Source organism: Microbacterium sp. GW821-FHT01D02 (assembly GCF_059422585.1).
In genome coordinates, this window is record NZ_JBWKXB010000003.1 from 604,701 (window position 1) to 620,740 (window position 16,040).

The following is a 16,040-nucleotide window of genomic DNA, read 5'->3' on the forward strand; positions in this document are numbered from 1 at the left end:
TGGCGCGACGATGCCCGGAGCCACGCGAGAGCGTATTGTTGGACACAATCCAACTACTCGTGAAGGTGGCCTTGCGCATGCTCGACATCCTGACCCCCGGCTTCTCCCCCGACCCCGTGCCGTACACGGACGGATGGGACCTCCAGCGGCGCGTCCATGCGGACGTGGTCGCCGGCAGCCGACCCGACACGCTGATCCTGCTGGAGCACGAGGCCGTGTACACGGCGGGAAAGCGCACCGAGCCGCACGAGCGGCCCCAGGACGGGACCCCCGTGATCGACGTCGACCGCGGAGGGAAGATCACTTGGCATGGGCCGGGACAGCTCGTCGGGTATCCGATCGTCCGCCTCGTCGAACCCATCGACGTCGTCGCTCATGTGCGGCGGCTGGAGCGCCTGCTCATCGACGTCCTGCGCCCGTTCGGCGTGGATGGCTATCAAGTCGACGGCCGGAGCGGCGTCTGGGCGCGCCGCCCGCTGTCGGAGGACAAGGTCGCCGCCATCGGTGTGCGCGTCCAGCAGGGCGTCACCATGCACGGGTTCGCGATCAACTGCGACAACACCCTGGCCGGGTTCCGGGGCATCATCCCGTGCGGCATCAGCGACGCCGGGGTCACGACCGTGAGCGAGGTGGTCGGCGCCGCCGTCTCCCCGCTCGATCTCGTCGACGCGGTGACCGACGCCTTCGTCGCCGACTATGCCCGTACCGAGCTGACAGGAGTCCGCGCATGACCGCCGCCCCCGAGGGACGCAAGCTCCTCCGCCTCGAGATCCGCAACGCGGAGACCCCGATCGAGCGCAAGCCGGAGTGGATCCGGACCAAGGCGAAGATGGGACCCGAGTACACCGCGCTGCAGTCGCTCGTGAAGAGCGAGGACCTGCACACGGTGTGCCAGGAAGCCGGCTGCCCGAACATCTACGAGTGCTGGGAGGACCGGGAGGCGACGTTCCTCATCGGCGGCTCGCAGTGCACGAGGCGCTGCGACTTCTGCCAGATCGACACCGGCAAGCCGGACGCGTACGACACCGACGAGCCCCGTCGCGTCGCGGAGAGCGTCGTGCGGATGAACCTCCGCTACGCCACCGTGACCAGCGTCGCCCGCGACGACCTCCCTGATACCGGCGCGTGGCTCAACGCCGAGACGGTGCGGAAGATCCACGAGCTCAACCCGAACACCGGCGTCGAGCTGCTGGCGAACGAGCACAACGCCGATCCCGCGTTCCTCGGGCAGATCTTCGACGCGCGCCCCGAGGTGTTCGCGCACAACGTCGAGACCGTGCCCCGCATCTTCAAGCGCATCCGCCCCGCCTTCCGGTACGAGCGCTCGCTGAACGTGCTCACCCAGGCGCGCGATGCCGGACTGATCACCAAGTCGAACCTCATCCTCGGCATGGGAGAGGAGCCGGAGGAGGTCGTCCAGGCGCTGAACGACCTGCACGACGCCGGCTGCGACATCATCACGATCACCCAGTACCTGCGGCCGACGCCCCGCCACCACCCGGTCTCACGCTGGGTGAAGCCGGCCGAGTTCGTCGAGTTCAAGGAGGAGGCGGAGCGCATCGGCTTCCTCGGCGTGCTCGCGGGCCCCCTGGTGCGGTCGTCCTACCGCGCGGGGCGGCTCTGGGCGCAGTCGATGATCTCCAAGGGTCGTGAGATCCCGGACCACCTCAGCCACATCGCCGAGAGCGCCGATCTCGGCTTCGCGCAGGCGGTCTGAGCAGCGTCGCGCTCCGGACTGCCGTCGGACGCGGGGTCAGTCGGCGCTCATGACGGACTGCACCCTGCCGTCCGAGCCGAGGTTGACGAGCAGGACGTCGTCGCTGGACGTGTCGTCGAGCGCGTACTCGAGGACCGCGAACGGCTCGGAGCCGCCGTGCTCGTCCGCGAGGATCGTCATGCTCATCAGGCGCAGCGAGCGGATGATGTCCACGGCGGCGTCGCCCGAGACGTCCACGAGCACGTCGGGCAGATCGTCGCCGTACGCCTCCTGCTGCTGAAGGATGTACTCGGTCACCTCACTGGTGCGATCGTCCACCTCGGCGAGCATTCCACGGCGCGCGGTGTCGTCCACGCCCTCCAGGCCGGCGATGAGGCTCGCGGCGATGTCGAGCGCGTCCGCGGAGACGTCGTCCTGGTCCGGAGCGGTCAGATCGACGGTGACGCTCTGGTCGCCGAGTTCCACGGTCTCCGACCAGAAGATCGAGCCGTCGGGTCCCGAGGACAGGAGTCCGAAGTAGTCGTGTTCGATCGCCATAACGCTATGAAACCAGCCTCGTGCTCACTGCGGTAGTCCCGTCATCAACCGACCAACGACTGGACGAACACATGGGGGGTGAATCCGGTGAGATCGTCGATCCCCTCGCCCTGTCCGAGCAGCTTCACCGGGATGCCGGTGCGCTCCTGAACGGCGAGCACGAACCCGCCCTTGGCGGATCCGTCGAGCTTGGTGAGGACCAGTCCGGTGACGCCGGCGTGCTCGAGGAAGGCCTCCGCCTGCATCACGCCGTTCTGACCGGTCGTGGCGTCGAGGACGAGCAGGACCTCGCTGATCGGCGCCTGCTTCTCGATGACCCGGCGGACCTTGGAGAGCTCGTCCATGAGGCCGCCCTTGGTGTGCAGGCGACCGGCCGTGTCGATGATCGCGATCTCGACGCCCTCGCGCTTGGCGTACTCGACGGTCTGGAAGGCCACGGACGCCGGGTCCTGACCCTCCTGCTGCGGGCGCACGATGGCCGCTCCCCCGCGCTGGGCCCAGGTCGCGAGCTGATCGACCGCGGCCGCGCGGAACGTGTCCGCGGCACCGACGACGACGCTGCGCTGGTAACCCCGGAGGAACTTCGTGAACTTGCCGATGGTCGTCGTCTTGCCGACGCCGTTGACCCCGACCACGAGGACGACCGCCGGGCGCTCCGTGAGCTTCAGCGTCGTGTCGAACTTCGCGAAGTGCTCCTCGAGAGTCTCGCGGAGCATGCGCTGCAGATCCTTCGGATCAGTGGTGCGATACCGCTCGACCTTCGCACGCAGCTCTTCGACGACACGCTCGCTGATGTCGGGCCCGAAGTCTGCCGTGATGAGCGCGGTCTCGAGGTCCTCCCAGGTCGTCTCATCGATGGTGGGCTTGACGAACATGCCGCGCAGCGCGCGACCGAGAGACCAGGACTTCTCCGCCATCCCTCCAGCCTACGGGTAGCGCCGGTGGATCGATCGCGCACGACGCGGATCGGGTCGCTCAGACGGTGGCCGCCGCCCGATCCCCCACGCGCTGACCCACGACGGCGGACACACCGTCCTGGCGCATCGAAACGCCGTACAGCGCGTCGGCGATCTCCATCGTGCGCTTCTGGTGCGTGATCACGAGGAGCTGCGAACTTTCGCGCAGCTGCTCGAAGACCGTGAGCAGGCGGCCGAGGTTCGCGTCGTCGAGGGCGGCTTCGACCTCGTCGAGGATGTAGAACGGACTTGGTCGCGCCTTGAAGATCGCGACGAGCAGCGCGACCGCTGCGAGCGAGCGCTCACCGCCGGAGAGCAGAGACAGGCGCTCGATCTTCTTCCCGACCGGACGGACCGAGACCTCGATGCCCGTCGTCAGCATGTTGTCGGGGTCGGTGAGAGAGATGCTCCCGGTCCCTCCGGGGAACAGCAGCGGGAAGACCTGGGTGAAGGCCTCCTTCGTGTCCTCGAAGGCACTCGCGAAGATCGTCTGCATCCGCTCGTCGAGGTCCGCGATGATCGTGAGCAGATCCTGCCGCGTCTGCGTGAGATCGGCCAGCTGCTCGGTGAGGAAGGCGTGGCGCTGCTCGAGAGCGGCGAACTCCTCGAGCGCGAGCGGATTCACCCGGCCGAGCTGCGCGAGCTTGCGCTCCGCCTCCGCCAGACGGCGCTGCTGGATGCGGCGGTCGAACGGGATCGCCGTGTCTTCGTTCGGCTCCTCTGACGAGAGCTCCACGCCCGGATCGCGAGGAACCAGCTGGTCCGGGCCATATTCCGCAATGAGAATATCTTCGTCGAGCGCCAACTCCGAGGAGACCCGCTCGAGCAGGCTGTTCAGGTGCAGCTTCTTCTCGTGGATCTGCAGCTCGAGCCCGTGGACGCTCTCCGTCAGGCCGGCCAGCCGCTCGCGGAGCGAGGTCTCCTGGGCGCGCAGCGCGACGAGCTCCTGGTTCTGCGCCGAGCGTGCGGCCTCCGCCTCGCCGAGTGCGAGACGCGCCTCGGTCACCGAGCGATCGAGGGAGTCGAGGATGCGCGGGAGCTCCTCGGCCACACCGGACGCCGCCTCGCGCTGGGCCCGCCGGATGACGGCACGTCGCGCCGACTCAGCAGCGGCATCGCGCTCCTGCTCGCGCTGACGTTCGAGGCTCGCGACCCTGGATTGGGCGGCCCGGACGCGCTCACGCAGCGTCTCGATCTCCAGCCGCGCCCGCACCTCGCCCTCCCGGGCGAGCTCCAGGGCTTCGAGCAGGCCGTCGCGCGCAGACGCGTCGAGGACCGGTCGTGGCGCCGCGACCGCCTCGTCCAGCGCGGCCTTCGTCTCCTCGGCCTTGGCCTCGGCATCCGCCACCGCCGCCTGCGCCTGCGCGAGACCGGTCTCCAGTCGCTCGCATTCGGCGACGGCGGACTCGTGGCGCACCGTGACGCGGTTCACCTGCTCGGCGTGCGTGGCGAGAGCGGCGTCGTGCTCACGGAGCGAGCGCAGCGCGTCTTTGGCCTGACGCCTGGTCGTCTCGACCGCCTCGTTCGCATCCTCGCGGGCCTCTCGGAGCGAATCGACGACGACCTGGATCTCGGCGAGCCGCTCGGCCGCCGCATCCCGCTCCGCCGCGAGCTCGAGGCGCGAGCGCTCGCCCCCGGATCCGGTCCGCAGCGTCTGCGCCGTGACGACGTCGCCGCCGAGGGTGACGATCGTCGTGGCCGTGTCGCCCGCGACATCGAGTGCCGTCCGTGCTGCCCGCGCGGCGTCGAGGTCGTCGGCGATGAGCACATGCGACAGCACACCGCGCACACCATCCGGCGCGCTCACGGTGTCGACAGCGGCGGTGACACCGGCGATCGACGGGAGCTCGACACGCGCCGGGACGCCGGCATCCGCGATGACGAAGTCGACCACTCCCCTGCGCTGCTCCGCCGCCTGCGCCGCGAGGGCGAACGCGTCGGCGGCCGTGTCGATGAGCACGCCCTCGGCGAGCGGTCCGAGCACCGCCGCGATGGCGGCTTCGAAACCCGCGCGCACCTGGACGGCGTCGCCGACCAGACCGCGCACGCCCGTGCCGCCCGCCTTGACGATCTCCGCCGCGCCGCCCGACAGCGCGAGAGCGCTGCTCAGGGCTGCCGCCTTCGCCGTGAGGGAGTCGACCTCGCGCTCGGCGGCGTGCAGTCGCTCGCGCAGCGTCTCCCGTTCGGCCTCGGCCGCGGTCGCCGCCCGCTGTGCGCTCTCGTAGGCCGCCGCATGCTCGGCCGCCGTGCCCTCTGGAGCCTCGGCGTCGTCGATGGTCTCGAGTGCCTCCTCGGCTTCACGCCTGCGGGCGTTCGCGGCTTCGAGCGCGTTCTCCTGGCGGAGCACCGCACCGCGGACCGCGGCCAGCGCCGAGGCCGCCGCGTCGGCGGTGCCCCGAAGGGACGAGAGTCGCATGTCGTACTCCGAGACCAGGGCGCTCTGCTCCGCGATGTCGACGTCGAGCGTGTCCAGCTCGGCCCTGGCGTGGACCACCTCGCGGCTGGCGGAAGCCGCCGCGTCCTGCGCATCCCCGAGGCCGGCGGAGATCGCGTCGATCTCGTCCTTCGCCTCGTCGATCGTGCTCTGCGTCACCGTGACGGCGGTCACCGCGGCGTCGTCCTCCTCGGAGCCGAGCAGCGCCAGGCGCTGGTTCGCGAGCGTGTACAGCCCCCGCATCCGCTCCTGTACCTGCTCCAGCCCGAAGGCCACGCCGCGTGCCTGGTCGACGGCCACCGAGTTCTGATCCTGCTCGAGTCGGGCGATGCTCGCGCGCACCGTCTCCGCCTGGTCCGACAGCACCAGGCGCTCGGTGTGGCGTTCGTTCTCCGTGCGGGTGTGGTCGGCGAGGGCGGAGCGCAGCGCGACCACGTCGTCGGCGAAGATGCGCGCCTTGGCATCGCGCACCACGGCCGCGATCGTCTGGGCCTCGCGTGCGATCTCGGCCTGGCGCCCCAGGGGCTTCAGCTGGCGGCGGATCTCTCCGGCCAGGTCGCTGAGACGCGTGAGATTGGTCTCCATGGCGTCGAGCTTGCGGAGGGTCTTCTCCTTGCGCCTCCGGTGTTTGAGGATGCCGGCAGCCTCTTCGATGAAGCCGCGGCGGTCCTCCGGAGACGCCTGCAGGACGGTGTCGAGTCGCCCCTGTCCGACGATCACGTGCATCTCGCGGCCGAGGCCGGAGTCGCTGAGCAGCTCCTGCACATCCAGCAGACGGCAGCCCTCGCCGTTGATCGCGTACTCGCTGGACCCGTTGCGGAACAGCGTGCGACTGATCGTCACTTCCGCGAACTCGATCGGCAGGGCTCCGTCGGCGTTGTCGATCGTGAGCTGCACCTCGGCACGCCCCAGTGGCCCGCGGGTCGACGTGCCGGCGAAGATGACGTCCTCCATCTTGCCGCCGCGCAGCGTCTTCGCTCCCTGTTCGCCCATGACCCAGGCGAGGGCGTCGACGACGTTCGACTTGCCCGATCCGTTCGGTCCCACGATGCAGGTGACGCCGGGCTCGAAGACGAAGCTCGTGGGCTGCGCGAACGACTTGAACCCTTTGAGCGTCAGGCTCTTCAGATGCATGCGGGCACCGCTCGTCCGGGGAGAATCACGCGGCTACGCTACCGGAATTCCGCGCCTCGACCGTCATCCCGCGCGGGCGGCAGCGGAACTCGGACGGCCTGCGACACGCCGGTTCCGCGCCGATGTGCTTGACGTCGAACCTCACCGTTCGCTACCGTGGCCTCCGGATCGCCACACGAAAGGAGGTTACCGATGATGATCACTCAGCTCAACGCACAGGCCACTGGCCTCGCCGCGCCCGCGCACTCTGCGCCGCGCTCTGCGTTCTCGGTAACCGCCGGCGTCCGCATCAGCGCGCTCTCCTAGAACCGCACCCCGAGAATCCGGGCCCGTAGTGGGCTCACTCCGGGCCGTTCTCCGGCGCGCCACCCTCTGATCCGTCTCCGGATCATGGATCCTCCGCCGCTTCGGCGACCACCTACGTGTGGTCACCGTGAGCCGCGCTCTTCCGCACCGTTCCCGGCCGCTCCCGCTGCCGACGTGCGGCGTCTCTGTGCCCCATCACCATCCCTTTCGAAGGAAACCTCGTGAACACCACGTTGCATCGCAGCATCACCCACCCGCCCGATATCGAGGACCGCGAGGTCCTCCAGATCCCCCGCCCCGACGAACTGCGCCGCCTCTCGCTCGCAGACCGTCTCTCCCTCCGGATCGGCCTCTGGCTGTTCCAGAGGGCGCAGCGCCCGCGACGCGAGCGCCGCACCCGCTCCGTCGACGCGGAGGCCCTGCTGCGACTCAAGCAGCAGCGACTGCGCGCCGAAGCGGATGCCAGCGTCCACATGGTCTACGACCTCCAGCGCGGTCTGCGCTGAGTCTCCGGCGACCATGAGCACGCGACTCCGGCACCCCACCTCGATCCACCCTCAGGAAGGACCTGACATGACCATCGCCGAACCGACGATCACGCCGTTGATCGTCCCGGCCTCTCTCGACGACGATGACGCGGCAGAGTTCCGCGCCTACGGCGATCTCAATCGCCGGATCTGCGACGAGCAGGTCGGACTTCCCGACCTCGCTCCGGATGCGGCGCAGATCCTGCCGGGCTGGCAGGACGACACCGACTCGCTCGACCGCGGCTTCGTGGCTCGCGTGGACGGGGCGATCGTCGGCATGGTGACCATCTCCTTCGCCCAGGAGGAGGAGGCGCACGCCGCCGAGTTCGACATGCTGGTGCCCGAGGAGCACTGGGGCCGCGGCATCGAGAACGCGCTGCTCGCGCGAGCCGAAGCCGAGGCCCGAGCCCACGGTCGCAGCGTGCTGCAGCTGTGGAGCCTGCACCGACCGGAGCAGGCCGAGCGCACGCTCGTGCCGCGCACGGGGTGGGGCCGGGTGCCGGCCACACCGTTGAGCGATCTGGTCGAGTCCGCCGGGTACACGCTCGAGCAGGTGGAGCGGAACAGCGAGTTCGATCTGCGGTCCGATCCCGCGCCGCTGCGGTCGGCACTCGCGGAGGCCATCGCCTTCGCCGGTCCCGACTACCGGGTCGTCGAGTGGACGATGCCCACTCCCGAGGAACTGCGTGCACCCTATGCCGCGGTGCTCGCGAGGCTGTCGACGGACGCGCCGAGCGGCGAGATGGACTTCGTCGCCGAGGTGTGGGACGCGGATCGGGTCGCTCGTCGGGAAGCCCGGATCGCGGCCTCGGGTCGGGCGGTGTCGGTCGTGACCGTGCAGCACGTGCCCAGCGGCGACCTCGTCGCGTACAACGAGCTGCTGATCGGCGCGGATCGCACCGGCGTCACGCAGCAGTTCGGCACGCTGGTGACGAAGGGCCATCGCGGTCACCGTCTCGGCATGATCGTGAAGTGCGCCAACCTGCTCCGCTGGCGGGAGCTGATGCCGGATTCGGCCGTCGTCTCCACCTTCAACGCGGAGGAGAACCGACCGATGCTCGACATCAACGAGGCGATCGGCTTCGTTCCGGTGTCGTACGCGGGCGCCTGGCAGAAGAAGGTCTGAGACCCGCGCGGATCCGATCTCATTCTTCGGGATGACGTCGGATCCGCGCGGTCATCCGCGCGGGCGACGACACCGCTCGGGCGGATGACGAGGCTGGAATCATGAACATCCCCGTGATCGAAGCCCACGCCCTCACCAAGAACTTCGGGACGACCCGCGCCCTCGCCGGCGTCGATCTCGCGATCCAGCGCGGGGAGGCCGTCGCGATCATGGGCGCCTCCGGGTCCGGGAAGACGACCCTGCTGCACGTGCTCGCGGGGATCACCGCCCCCGACGCGGGGAGCGTCACCTTCCGCCCGTCCGAGGGCGCACCCATCGAGGTCACCGCGCTCGGAGAGTCCGCGCGTTCGCGGCTGCGCCGTGAGCGCTTCGGCTTCGTCTTCCAGCAGGGTCTCCTCATCCCGGAGCTGACGGCGGTGGAGAACGTCGCCCTCGCCTCGATGATCAACGGCATCCGCCGTCAGGACGCCGTGCAGCATGCGGCATCCTGGCTCGCGGCCCTCGGACTCGCGGGCATGGAGGACCGACGCATCGGCGAACTCTCCGGCGGCCAGGCGCAGCGTGTGGCCATCGCCCGTGCTCAGGCGACCGGGGCGGAGCTGGTGTTCGCCGACGAGCCCACCGGCGCTCTCGACTCGCAGACCTCCACGGAGGTGATGGACGCGCTCCTGTGGTCGACGACCGGTCAGGGTCGCACCCTCGTCGTCGTCACGCATGACCCCGACGTCGCCGCCCGCTGCACGCGGACGATCGCCGTGCGCGACGGACGCATCGTCTCCTCGGCGGTGGCGGCATGAACCGCAACGTGCTCGCCCTGCTCCTGCGCCCCGCGCCCGGACAGAGCGGCGTGCTCGCGCTCCCCGTGGTCGCCTTCGGCATCGTGACCACACTGGTGCTCACGGTCGTCGGCGGTGCACAGTCCTTCTGGGGCTGGACCGACGAGCTCGCGCCCCTCTATCAGGCCCTCGCCGCCATCGCCCTCGTGCTGCTGGTCGTTCCGCTCATGTCGCTCGGTGGCGCGGCGGCACGGCTCTCCGCACGGCGCCGGGACGAGCGGCTCTCGACGCTCCGCCTGCTCGGAGTGTCGCCCGCGGGCGTCACGGTCGCCACCGTCGCGGAATCGGTTCTCGTCGCCGCCGTCGGAGCTCTCGCCGGTGTCGTCGGTCACGTCGCGCTCAGCCCGTTGATCGGCCTGATCCCGTTCCGCGGCGAGGCGCTCGGCTTCGGCGCCGTCGTGCTTCCCCCGCTCCAGATCGCGCTGGTGTTCACGGCCGTGCTCGTGCTCGCCGCGACCAGCGCCGTGATCGGTCTCCGCCGGGTCGTGATCTCCCCGCTCGGCGTCCGCACCCGCACCGAGGTGTCGAAGGTGCACTGGATCCGCGCGGTACTCGCGGCGGGGTCGATCGCGATCGCCTTCGTGCTCGTCAAGGTGTTCCCCGCGGTCGGGGGCCTCCTCCTGACCATCATCGTCCTCGCCGCGCTCTTCGCCGCAGCACTCGGCGTGCTGAACCTCGTGGGGCCGTGGGTGCTCAAGGTCACCGCGTCGAGCCAGCTCCGTCGGGCCGAGCGGCCGGAGAGTCTGCTCGCCGCCCGCATCGTGCTCGACTCCCCCAAGGCGGCATGGCGTCAGGTCGGCGGCATCGCGATGGCCAGCTTCATGGCGGTGTTCGCCGGCACCGGAGTCGCGCTGCTGAACGTGATGACCGGGCCGGAGGCCGACGCGTCGGACTTCGCGCTGGCCGGGGACATCCGCACCGGACTCATCATCACCCTCGTCGGGTCGTTCCTCATGGTCGCGGCCTCCGTCGGCGTGAACCAGGCGTCCGACGTGCTCGACCAGCGCGAGCTGCACCGCAGCCTCCACCACCTGGGCATGCCCGTGGAGACCGTGGACAGCGCGCGGCGTCGCGCCATCATGTCGCCGCTGCTGATCACGGCGATCGGATCCGCCCTCGTCGCCGCGATCCTGGTGTTCCCCCTGATGGGGATCGCCCTGATCACCGCGCCCGAGTCGCTGCTGACGATCGCCGCGGTCGTCGCGATCGGCATCGGCGTGGTGTGGGCGAGCACCTGGGCGACGCGCCCGCTGCTGAGCGGGGCGTTCCAGATCGCGTGACGCACGCCGGACGCCGCTGATCCGCTCCCTGCGAGCAGGTCAGCGGCGTCGCTGGCAGCGGGGGCAGAAGTGGGAGCCGCGGTTCATGAAGCTCTCCCGTACGATCGGCGTGCCGCAGCGCGGGCAGGGCTTCCCCTGCTGTCCGTAGGCATTGAGCGAGTGGGCGAAGTATCCCGCCTGCCCGTTGACGTTGACGTACTGGGCATCGAAGCTGGTGCCGCCCTCGGCCAGAGCCTTCGACAGCACGAGTCGCACCTCGGCCAGCAGGCGGCGCACGGCCTGCGTCGACAGCCGGTTCGCCGGCGTCTCCGGGTGGATGCGCGCGGCCCAGAGCGACTCGTCGGCATAGATGTTGCCGATCCCGCTCACCACTCCCTGGTCGAGGAGCACGCGCTTGATCGCGCTCCCTCGTTTGGCCAGGGCCACCCGGAACGCCCGGTCGTCGAAGTCGTCGTCCATCGGATCGCGGGCGATGTGCGCGACCTGGGTGGGGATGCGCGAGGCGCCGTCGTCGAGCAGGGCATCCACCGCGAGCGAGCCGAACGTCCGCTGATCGGCGAAGACGATGGCGAGCTCACCGTGGAGGGGATGCTCGATGCCGATCCGCACGCGCTCATGCCTCTCGGCCTGTGCGTTCGGCGTGCGCAGCAGCATCTGTCCGCTCATCCCGAGATGCGCGATCAGCGCGGACTCGGCGTCGTCGAGCGGAAGCCAGAGGAACTTGCCCCGACGAGAGGCGGCCGTGAAGGTGCGCCCCTCCAGTCGTCCGACGAAATCCGCCGGCCCGGCGCCGTGCCGCGTGAGGGCGCGTTCGTCGAACACGCTCACGGAGGTGATCAGAGAGCCGACGGCCGCGGGCGCGAGTCCCGCTCGGACGACCTCGACCTCGGGGAGCTCAGGCACGCTCGCTGAGGGTGCGCCAGGCGCTGAGAGCCGCCGCCATCTCCGCGGTCTTCTTGCTGCTGCCGGTGCCGGTCATGCTCACGTCGCCGACGGCGACCGTCGCGGTGAAGCGACGGTCGTGATCCGGACCACTCGCCTCCACCGAATACTGGGGCGGCGGCGCACCGACGCGCGCGGCGAGTTCCTGCAGGCTCGTCTTCGGGTCCATCGCCGCGCCGTAGCGCTCCGGGTCGGCCAGCAGGGGCTTCGTCAGACGCAGGACGAGCTCGGTCGCGGCCTCCGGGCCGGCCGAGAGATACGTCGCGCCGATGACCGCTTCCATCGTGTCGGCCAGGATCGAGTCCTTATCCCGACCGCCGGTCTGCTCCTCACCGCGACCCAGCAGCAGGTGGCTGCCGAGATCGATCCCGCGCGCCACCTCGGCGAGGGCGACGGTGGAGACGACGCTCGCGCGCCGCTTCGCCAGCTCGCCCTCATCGAGGTCGGGGTGCGTGGTGAACAGCATCACGGTGACGGCCTGCCCGAGCACCGAGTCCCCGAGGAACTCGAGACGCTCGTTGTGCGGGATGCCACCGTGCTCGTACGCGTAGGAGCGGTGGGTGAGGGCCAACTCCAGAAGCTCCGCGTCGATGTCGACGCGGAGCTTATCTGGGAGAGGTCTCGTCCCCCCGGGGACCTCCGTCACGGTACGCGACTCAGACGTCGGCGACCTTGCGGCCCTTGTACTCGAGGAACAGCTCGGTGCCCTGCGAGTCGGTGACGACCTTCGCCTGGTGAGGGCGGCTGTAGACGACCTGACCGTTCTCGACCGTCTTCACGAGGGCGACGGGAGCCGCCTTCCACTGCGCGCGGCGCGAGCGGGTGTTCGAACGGGAAACCTTGCGCTTCGGGGGGTTACCAGCCATGACTAGCTCTCTTCTTTCTCGGCGGCACGAGATTCTTCCGTGCCGTCTTGGTCTGTGATGTTCTGGAGCGCACTCCATCGAGGATCGATGGGAGCGGCCTGCTCCGTTCCGGTGCTCACGGTCAGTCGTTCACCCGTTTGCGGGTCGAGACCCGGGCAATCCGGCTGACACACCGGCTGAAAAGGAAGTGCCAGTACGGCCGCATCCCTGACGAGAGTTTCAAGATCCACGTGGTCGTCTTGAACCTCGAAGTCAGTTTCTTCCTCACCAGGATACGCGAAAAGCTCCTGGAACTCGACTTCGACGGGCCGAGTGATGTCGATCAGGCATCTTCCGCACACACCGGCGTACTCCGCATCGGCTGTTCCGGACACGAGAATGCCCTCGTGGACGGACTCCAGCCGCACGTCGAGATCGAGTTCGGAACCCGCCTCGTACGAGACGATGCCCTCACCCCACGCCTCCGCGAGAGCGACGGTGAACTCGTGTTCGCGCATCTCACCCGGACGTCGGACGATGTCGCGGACGGGGAGGACGAAAGGGCCGTTCATTCGAGAGCGCACCCTGCAATGCTACCGGGCCGCGCCTCGGGCCGGGCTGACCACGCGTTCAGGGAACGGGCTCAGATGCCCCGAGATCCGGTGTCGAGGAACTCGGCGACGGCGGCCGGGACGAACGGCGAGATGTCGCCGCCGAGCGAGGCGACCTGGCGGACCAGCGAGCTCGAGACCATCGCATGCGACGGGTCGGGCAGGAGGAACACGGTCTCGATGTCGGCGAGGTGGCGGTTGACGATCGCCATCGGCGACTCGTAGGCGACATCGATCTGCGAGCGGATGCCCTTGACGAGCACCCCGGCACCGACGTCACGGGCGTAGTCGACGAGGAGACCCATGCTCCAGGAGCCGATCACGATGTTGCCCGGCATCCCGTCATCGGCGATCGAGCGCTCCAGCAGGGACAGTCGCTGCGCGATCGGCAGCATGGCCTCCTTGCCGGGGTTGTGCACCACCAGCACATGCAGCTCGTCGTACAGGGCGGCGGCCCGACGGATCACGTCGAGGTGACCCAGGGTCGGCGGATCGAAGGAACCCGGGACGACGGCGATCCGGCTGCTCATGCCACCAGCCTAGGGCACCTCACCGGCGACTCAGTTCTTCGCCAGGGCCGCGCGATCCTCGTCGCTCACCCGGCGGGCGATGGCCTCGCGCAGGCCCGGATGCTGCTCCAGGAGCGGGTCGGCGGCGAGGATCGCCTCGGCCACCTCCCGCGCGCGGGTGATGAGCCCGGCGTCCTTCACGACACGCAGCAGCTTCAGCGAGGAGCGGACGCCGGCCTGGGCCGCACCGAGGACGTCGCCCTCGCCGCGAAGCTCCAGATCGACCTCGGCCAGCGCGAATCCGTCGAGGGTCGCCGCCACGGCATCGACGCGATCCCGCGCGAGGGAGCCGGCCTCCGCCTCGGTGACCAGCAGGCAGAGCCCGGGGACCCCGCCTCGACCGACGCGACCGCGCAGCTGGTGCAGCTGCGACACCCCGAAACGATCGGCGTCGAGCACGATCATGGTGGAGGCGTTCGGCACGTCGACGCCGACCTCGATCACCGTGGTCGCCAGGAGGAGGTCGATGTCGCCGCGGGCGAAGGCCTGCATCACCGCGTCCTTCTCCTCCGACGGCATCTTCCCATGCAGCACGGCGCGACGCAGACCGCCGAGCGTGGGGTGGGTCGCGAGGGCCTCATCGAGCTGCACGACGCCCCAGCGCGGGCCCGATGCGCCTTCGGGAGCGAGCGCGGACTGCTCCCCCGCCTCCGCGGTCTTCTTCGCCGTGTCGATCGCCGCGCACACCGCGAAGACCTGGCGGCCCTGCGCGATCTCCTCGGCGGCGCGCTCCCAGACCCGGTTGAACCACCCCGGATGCTCGGCGAGCGGTGCGACGAACGACTCGATGCCGGCGCGGCCGGCGGGCATCGTGCGGATGACCGAGGTGTCGAGGTCGCCGAACACCGTCATGGCCACGGTTCTCGGGATGGGCGTGGCCGTGAGCACCAGCGCGTGCGGACTCGACCCCTTGGCGCGCAGCGCCTCGCGCTGCTCGACCCCGAAGCGGTGCTGCTCGTCGACGACGACGAGGCCGAGATCGGCGAACGTGGTCTTCTCCCCCAGCAGCGCGTGCGTGCCGACGACGATGAGCGCCTGGCCCGAAGCGACGCGGAGTGCGGCCTTGCGGCGCTCCGCAGCCGGAAGCTGACCCGTGAGCAGGGTGGGCATCAGCTGCGGGGCGAGTTCGGGTCCGAGCATCTTGGCGATGGAGCGCAGGTGCTGACCGGCCAGGACCTCGGTGGGCGCGATCAGCGCCGCCTGGCCGCCACTCTCGGCCACCTGCAACATGGCCCGCAGCGCGACCAGGGTCTTGCCGGAGCCGACCTCGCCCTGGACGAGACGGTTCATCGGCCAGGAGCCGACGAGGTCGGTGGCGATCTGGGCGCCCACGGTCTCCTGATCGGGCGTGAGCGTGTACGGCATGGCCGCGTCGAACCGTTCGAGCAGCCCGCCCGCCCGCGCCGGGCGCGAGGTCGCCGACAGCGCCCGCACGGCGTCGCGCTGCTGCAGGAGCGCCGTCTGCAGGGTGAGCGCTTCGTGCATGCGCAGGGTGCGGACGGCCGGATCGATGTCGTTGCGATTGCGGGGCCGGTGGATCCGCTCGAGCGCCTCGCCCGCCGTGAGCAGCTCCTCGCGCTCGCGGATCTCGTCGGTCAACGGGTCGGGCGCCTCGTCGAGGCCGTCCAGCACACGACCGATGAGCCGGGCGATCTGCCAGGTCTGGATGGTGGACGTGGCCGGGTAGATCGGGATCGGCACCGCCGCGCGTGCATCCGCGCTCCGCCGGGCCGCATCCTCGTCGTCGAAGAGCTCGTACTCGGGGTGCGCGAACTGCGTGACCCCGTTGAACTCGCCCACCTTGCCGGAGAACACCCCGCGTCGGCCGACGGCGAGATCCTTGGAGCGCCATTCCGCCGCGCCGACGTTCTTCGCGAAGAACGTGAGCGACATGCGCCCGATGCCGTCGCCGATCACGACGTCGACCATCGCGCCCGGGCGGTTGCGCATGCGCCGGAAGCTCGACGACAGCACCTCGGCCACGATGGTCACCGTCTCGCCGAGCGGGAGATCACGGATCGGGGTGAGCTCTCCCGGATCCGCATAGCGGCGAGGGTAGTGGGCGAGCAGGTCGCCGACGCTCTGCATGCCGAAGGCACGACCGAGCGTCTTGGCAGACGCCGCACCGAGCGCATCCTCCAACGAGGAATCGAGCGTGAGCGACATGCTCCGAGTCTAGGGAACGCGACCGACACGGCCCGCACTCCTCCTGTCGTATCG

Annotated in this window: 15 protein-coding genes; 6 read left to right on the forward strand and 9 right to left on the reverse strand. The window is 69.9% G+C overall.

Annotation, left to right across the window (positions count from 1 at the left end; translation table 11 throughout):
* Positions 1 to 77: 77 nt before the first annotated feature.
* Together lipB and lipA are read left to right on the forward strand one after the other, a co-directional pair.
* Positions 78 to 731 carry a lipoyl(octanoyl) transferase LipB gene (lipB, locus tag AC07VM_RS16490; protein WP_494912279.1) on the forward strand — a complete coding sequence of 218 codons (654 nt, stop codon included), beginning with the start codon at positions 78 to 80 and terminating at the stop codon, positions 729 to 731.
* On the forward strand, positions 728 to 1,717 hold the full coding sequence (lipA, locus tag AC07VM_RS16495; protein ID WP_267418343.1) for a lipoyl synthase: 990 nt from the start codon (positions 728 to 730) through the stop codon (positions 1,715 to 1,717). Before lipB ends, lipA begins: the two co-directional genes overlap by 4 nt.
* A 36-nt stretch (positions 1,718 to 1,753) precedes the next feature.
* Here the strand turns inward: lipA and AC07VM_RS16500 are convergent, their stop codons facing one another.
* Genes AC07VM_RS16500 through smc form a run of 3 tightly spaced genes read right to left on the reverse strand, consistent with a single transcriptional unit; the run spans position 1,754 to position 6,778 of the window.
* On the reverse strand, positions 1,754 to 2,254 hold the full coding sequence (locus AC07VM_RS16500; RefSeq protein WP_267418342.1) for a DUF2004 domain-containing protein: 501 nt from the start codon (positions 2,252 to 2,254) through the stop codon (positions 1,754 to 1,756).
* 44 nt (positions 2,255 to 2,298) lie between these two features.
* Complete coding sequence (ftsY, locus tag AC07VM_RS16505; RefSeq protein WP_494912281.1) at positions 2,299 to 3,171, reverse strand: signal recognition particle-docking protein FtsY; 873 nt, start codon at positions 3,169 to 3,171, stop codon at positions 2,299 to 2,301.
* A gap of 58 nt (positions 3,172 to 3,229) precedes the next feature.
* Complete coding sequence (gene smc, locus AC07VM_RS16510) at positions 3,230 to 6,778, reverse strand: chromosome segregation protein SMC (RefSeq protein ID WP_494912283.1); 3,549 nt, start codon at positions 6,776 to 6,778, stop codon at positions 3,230 to 3,232.
* A gap of 527 nt (positions 6,779 to 7,305) precedes the next feature.
* Between smc and AC07VM_RS16515 the strand changes: the two genes are divergently transcribed.
* The 4 genes from AC07VM_RS16515 (at position 7,306) to AC07VM_RS16530 (ending at position 10,853) form a co-directional block, all read left to right on the forward strand.
* Positions 7,306 to 7,590: a hypothetical protein gene (locus AC07VM_RS16515; protein WP_494912285.1), complete on the forward strand. Its 285-nt coding sequence runs from the start codon at positions 7,306 to 7,308 to the stop codon at positions 7,588 to 7,590.
* Positions 7,591 to 7,657: 67 nt separating this feature from the next.
* Complete coding sequence (locus tag AC07VM_RS16520; protein WP_494912286.1) at positions 7,658 to 8,737, forward strand: GNAT family N-acetyltransferase; 1,080 nt, start codon at positions 7,658 to 7,660, stop codon at positions 8,735 to 8,737.
* 101 nt (positions 8,738 to 8,838) lie between these two features.
* A complete protein-coding gene (locus tag AC07VM_RS16525; RefSeq protein ID WP_494912288.1) occupies positions 8,839 to 9,534 on the forward strand; it encodes an ABC transporter ATP-binding protein in 696 nt (231 codons plus the stop codon).
* Positions 9,531 to 10,853, forward strand: a complete 1,323-nt coding sequence (locus AC07VM_RS16530; RefSeq protein ID WP_494912289.1) for an FtsX-like permease family protein — start codon at positions 9,531 to 9,533, stop codon at positions 10,851 to 10,853. Before AC07VM_RS16525 ends, AC07VM_RS16530 begins: the two co-directional genes overlap by 4 nt.
* A 39-nt stretch (positions 10,854 to 10,892) precedes the next feature.
* Here AC07VM_RS16530 and mutM read toward each other — a convergent pair whose 3' ends face one another.
* The 6 genes from mutM to AC07VM_RS16560 all read right to left on the reverse strand — a co-directional run bounded on the left by mutM (position 10,893) and on the right by AC07VM_RS16560 (position 15,986).
* Positions 10,893 to 11,756: a bifunctional DNA-formamidopyrimidine glycosylase/DNA-(apurinic or apyrimidinic site) lyase gene (gene mutM / locus AC07VM_RS16535; RefSeq protein WP_494912290.1), complete on the reverse strand. Its 864-nt coding sequence runs from the start codon at positions 11,754 to 11,756 to the stop codon at positions 10,893 to 10,895.
* Positions 11,749 to 12,441: a ribonuclease III gene (gene rnc, locus AC07VM_RS16540; protein ID WP_267418332.1), complete on the reverse strand. Its 693-nt coding sequence runs from the start codon at positions 12,439 to 12,441 to the stop codon at positions 11,749 to 11,751. Before rnc ends, mutM begins: the two co-directional genes overlap by 8 nt.
* Before the next feature lie 10 nt (positions 12,442 to 12,451).
* On the reverse strand, positions 12,452 to 12,661 hold the full coding sequence (rpmF, locus tag AC07VM_RS16545) for a 50S ribosomal protein L32 (RefSeq protein WP_029263535.1): 210 nt from the start codon (positions 12,659 to 12,661) through the stop codon (positions 12,452 to 12,454).
* 2 nt (positions 12,662 to 12,663) lie between these two features.
* The gene (locus tag AC07VM_RS16550; RefSeq protein ID WP_267418540.1) at positions 12,664 to 13,212 is read right to left on the reverse strand and encodes a YceD family protein; all 549 of its coding nucleotides are present in this window, start codon (positions 13,210 to 13,212) and stop codon (positions 12,664 to 12,666) included.
* Between the two features lie 71 nt (positions 13,213 to 13,283).
* Entirely contained in the window at positions 13,284 to 13,781 is a 498-nt protein-coding gene (coaD, locus tag AC07VM_RS16555) for a pantetheine-phosphate adenylyltransferase (RefSeq protein WP_267418327.1), read from the reverse strand.
* Between the two features lie 30 nt (positions 13,782 to 13,811).
* A complete protein-coding gene (locus AC07VM_RS16560; protein ID WP_494912293.1) occupies positions 13,812 to 15,986 on the reverse strand; it encodes an ATP-dependent DNA helicase RecG in 2,175 nt (724 codons plus the stop codon).
* Between the last annotated feature and the right edge of the window lie 54 nt (positions 15,987 to 16,040).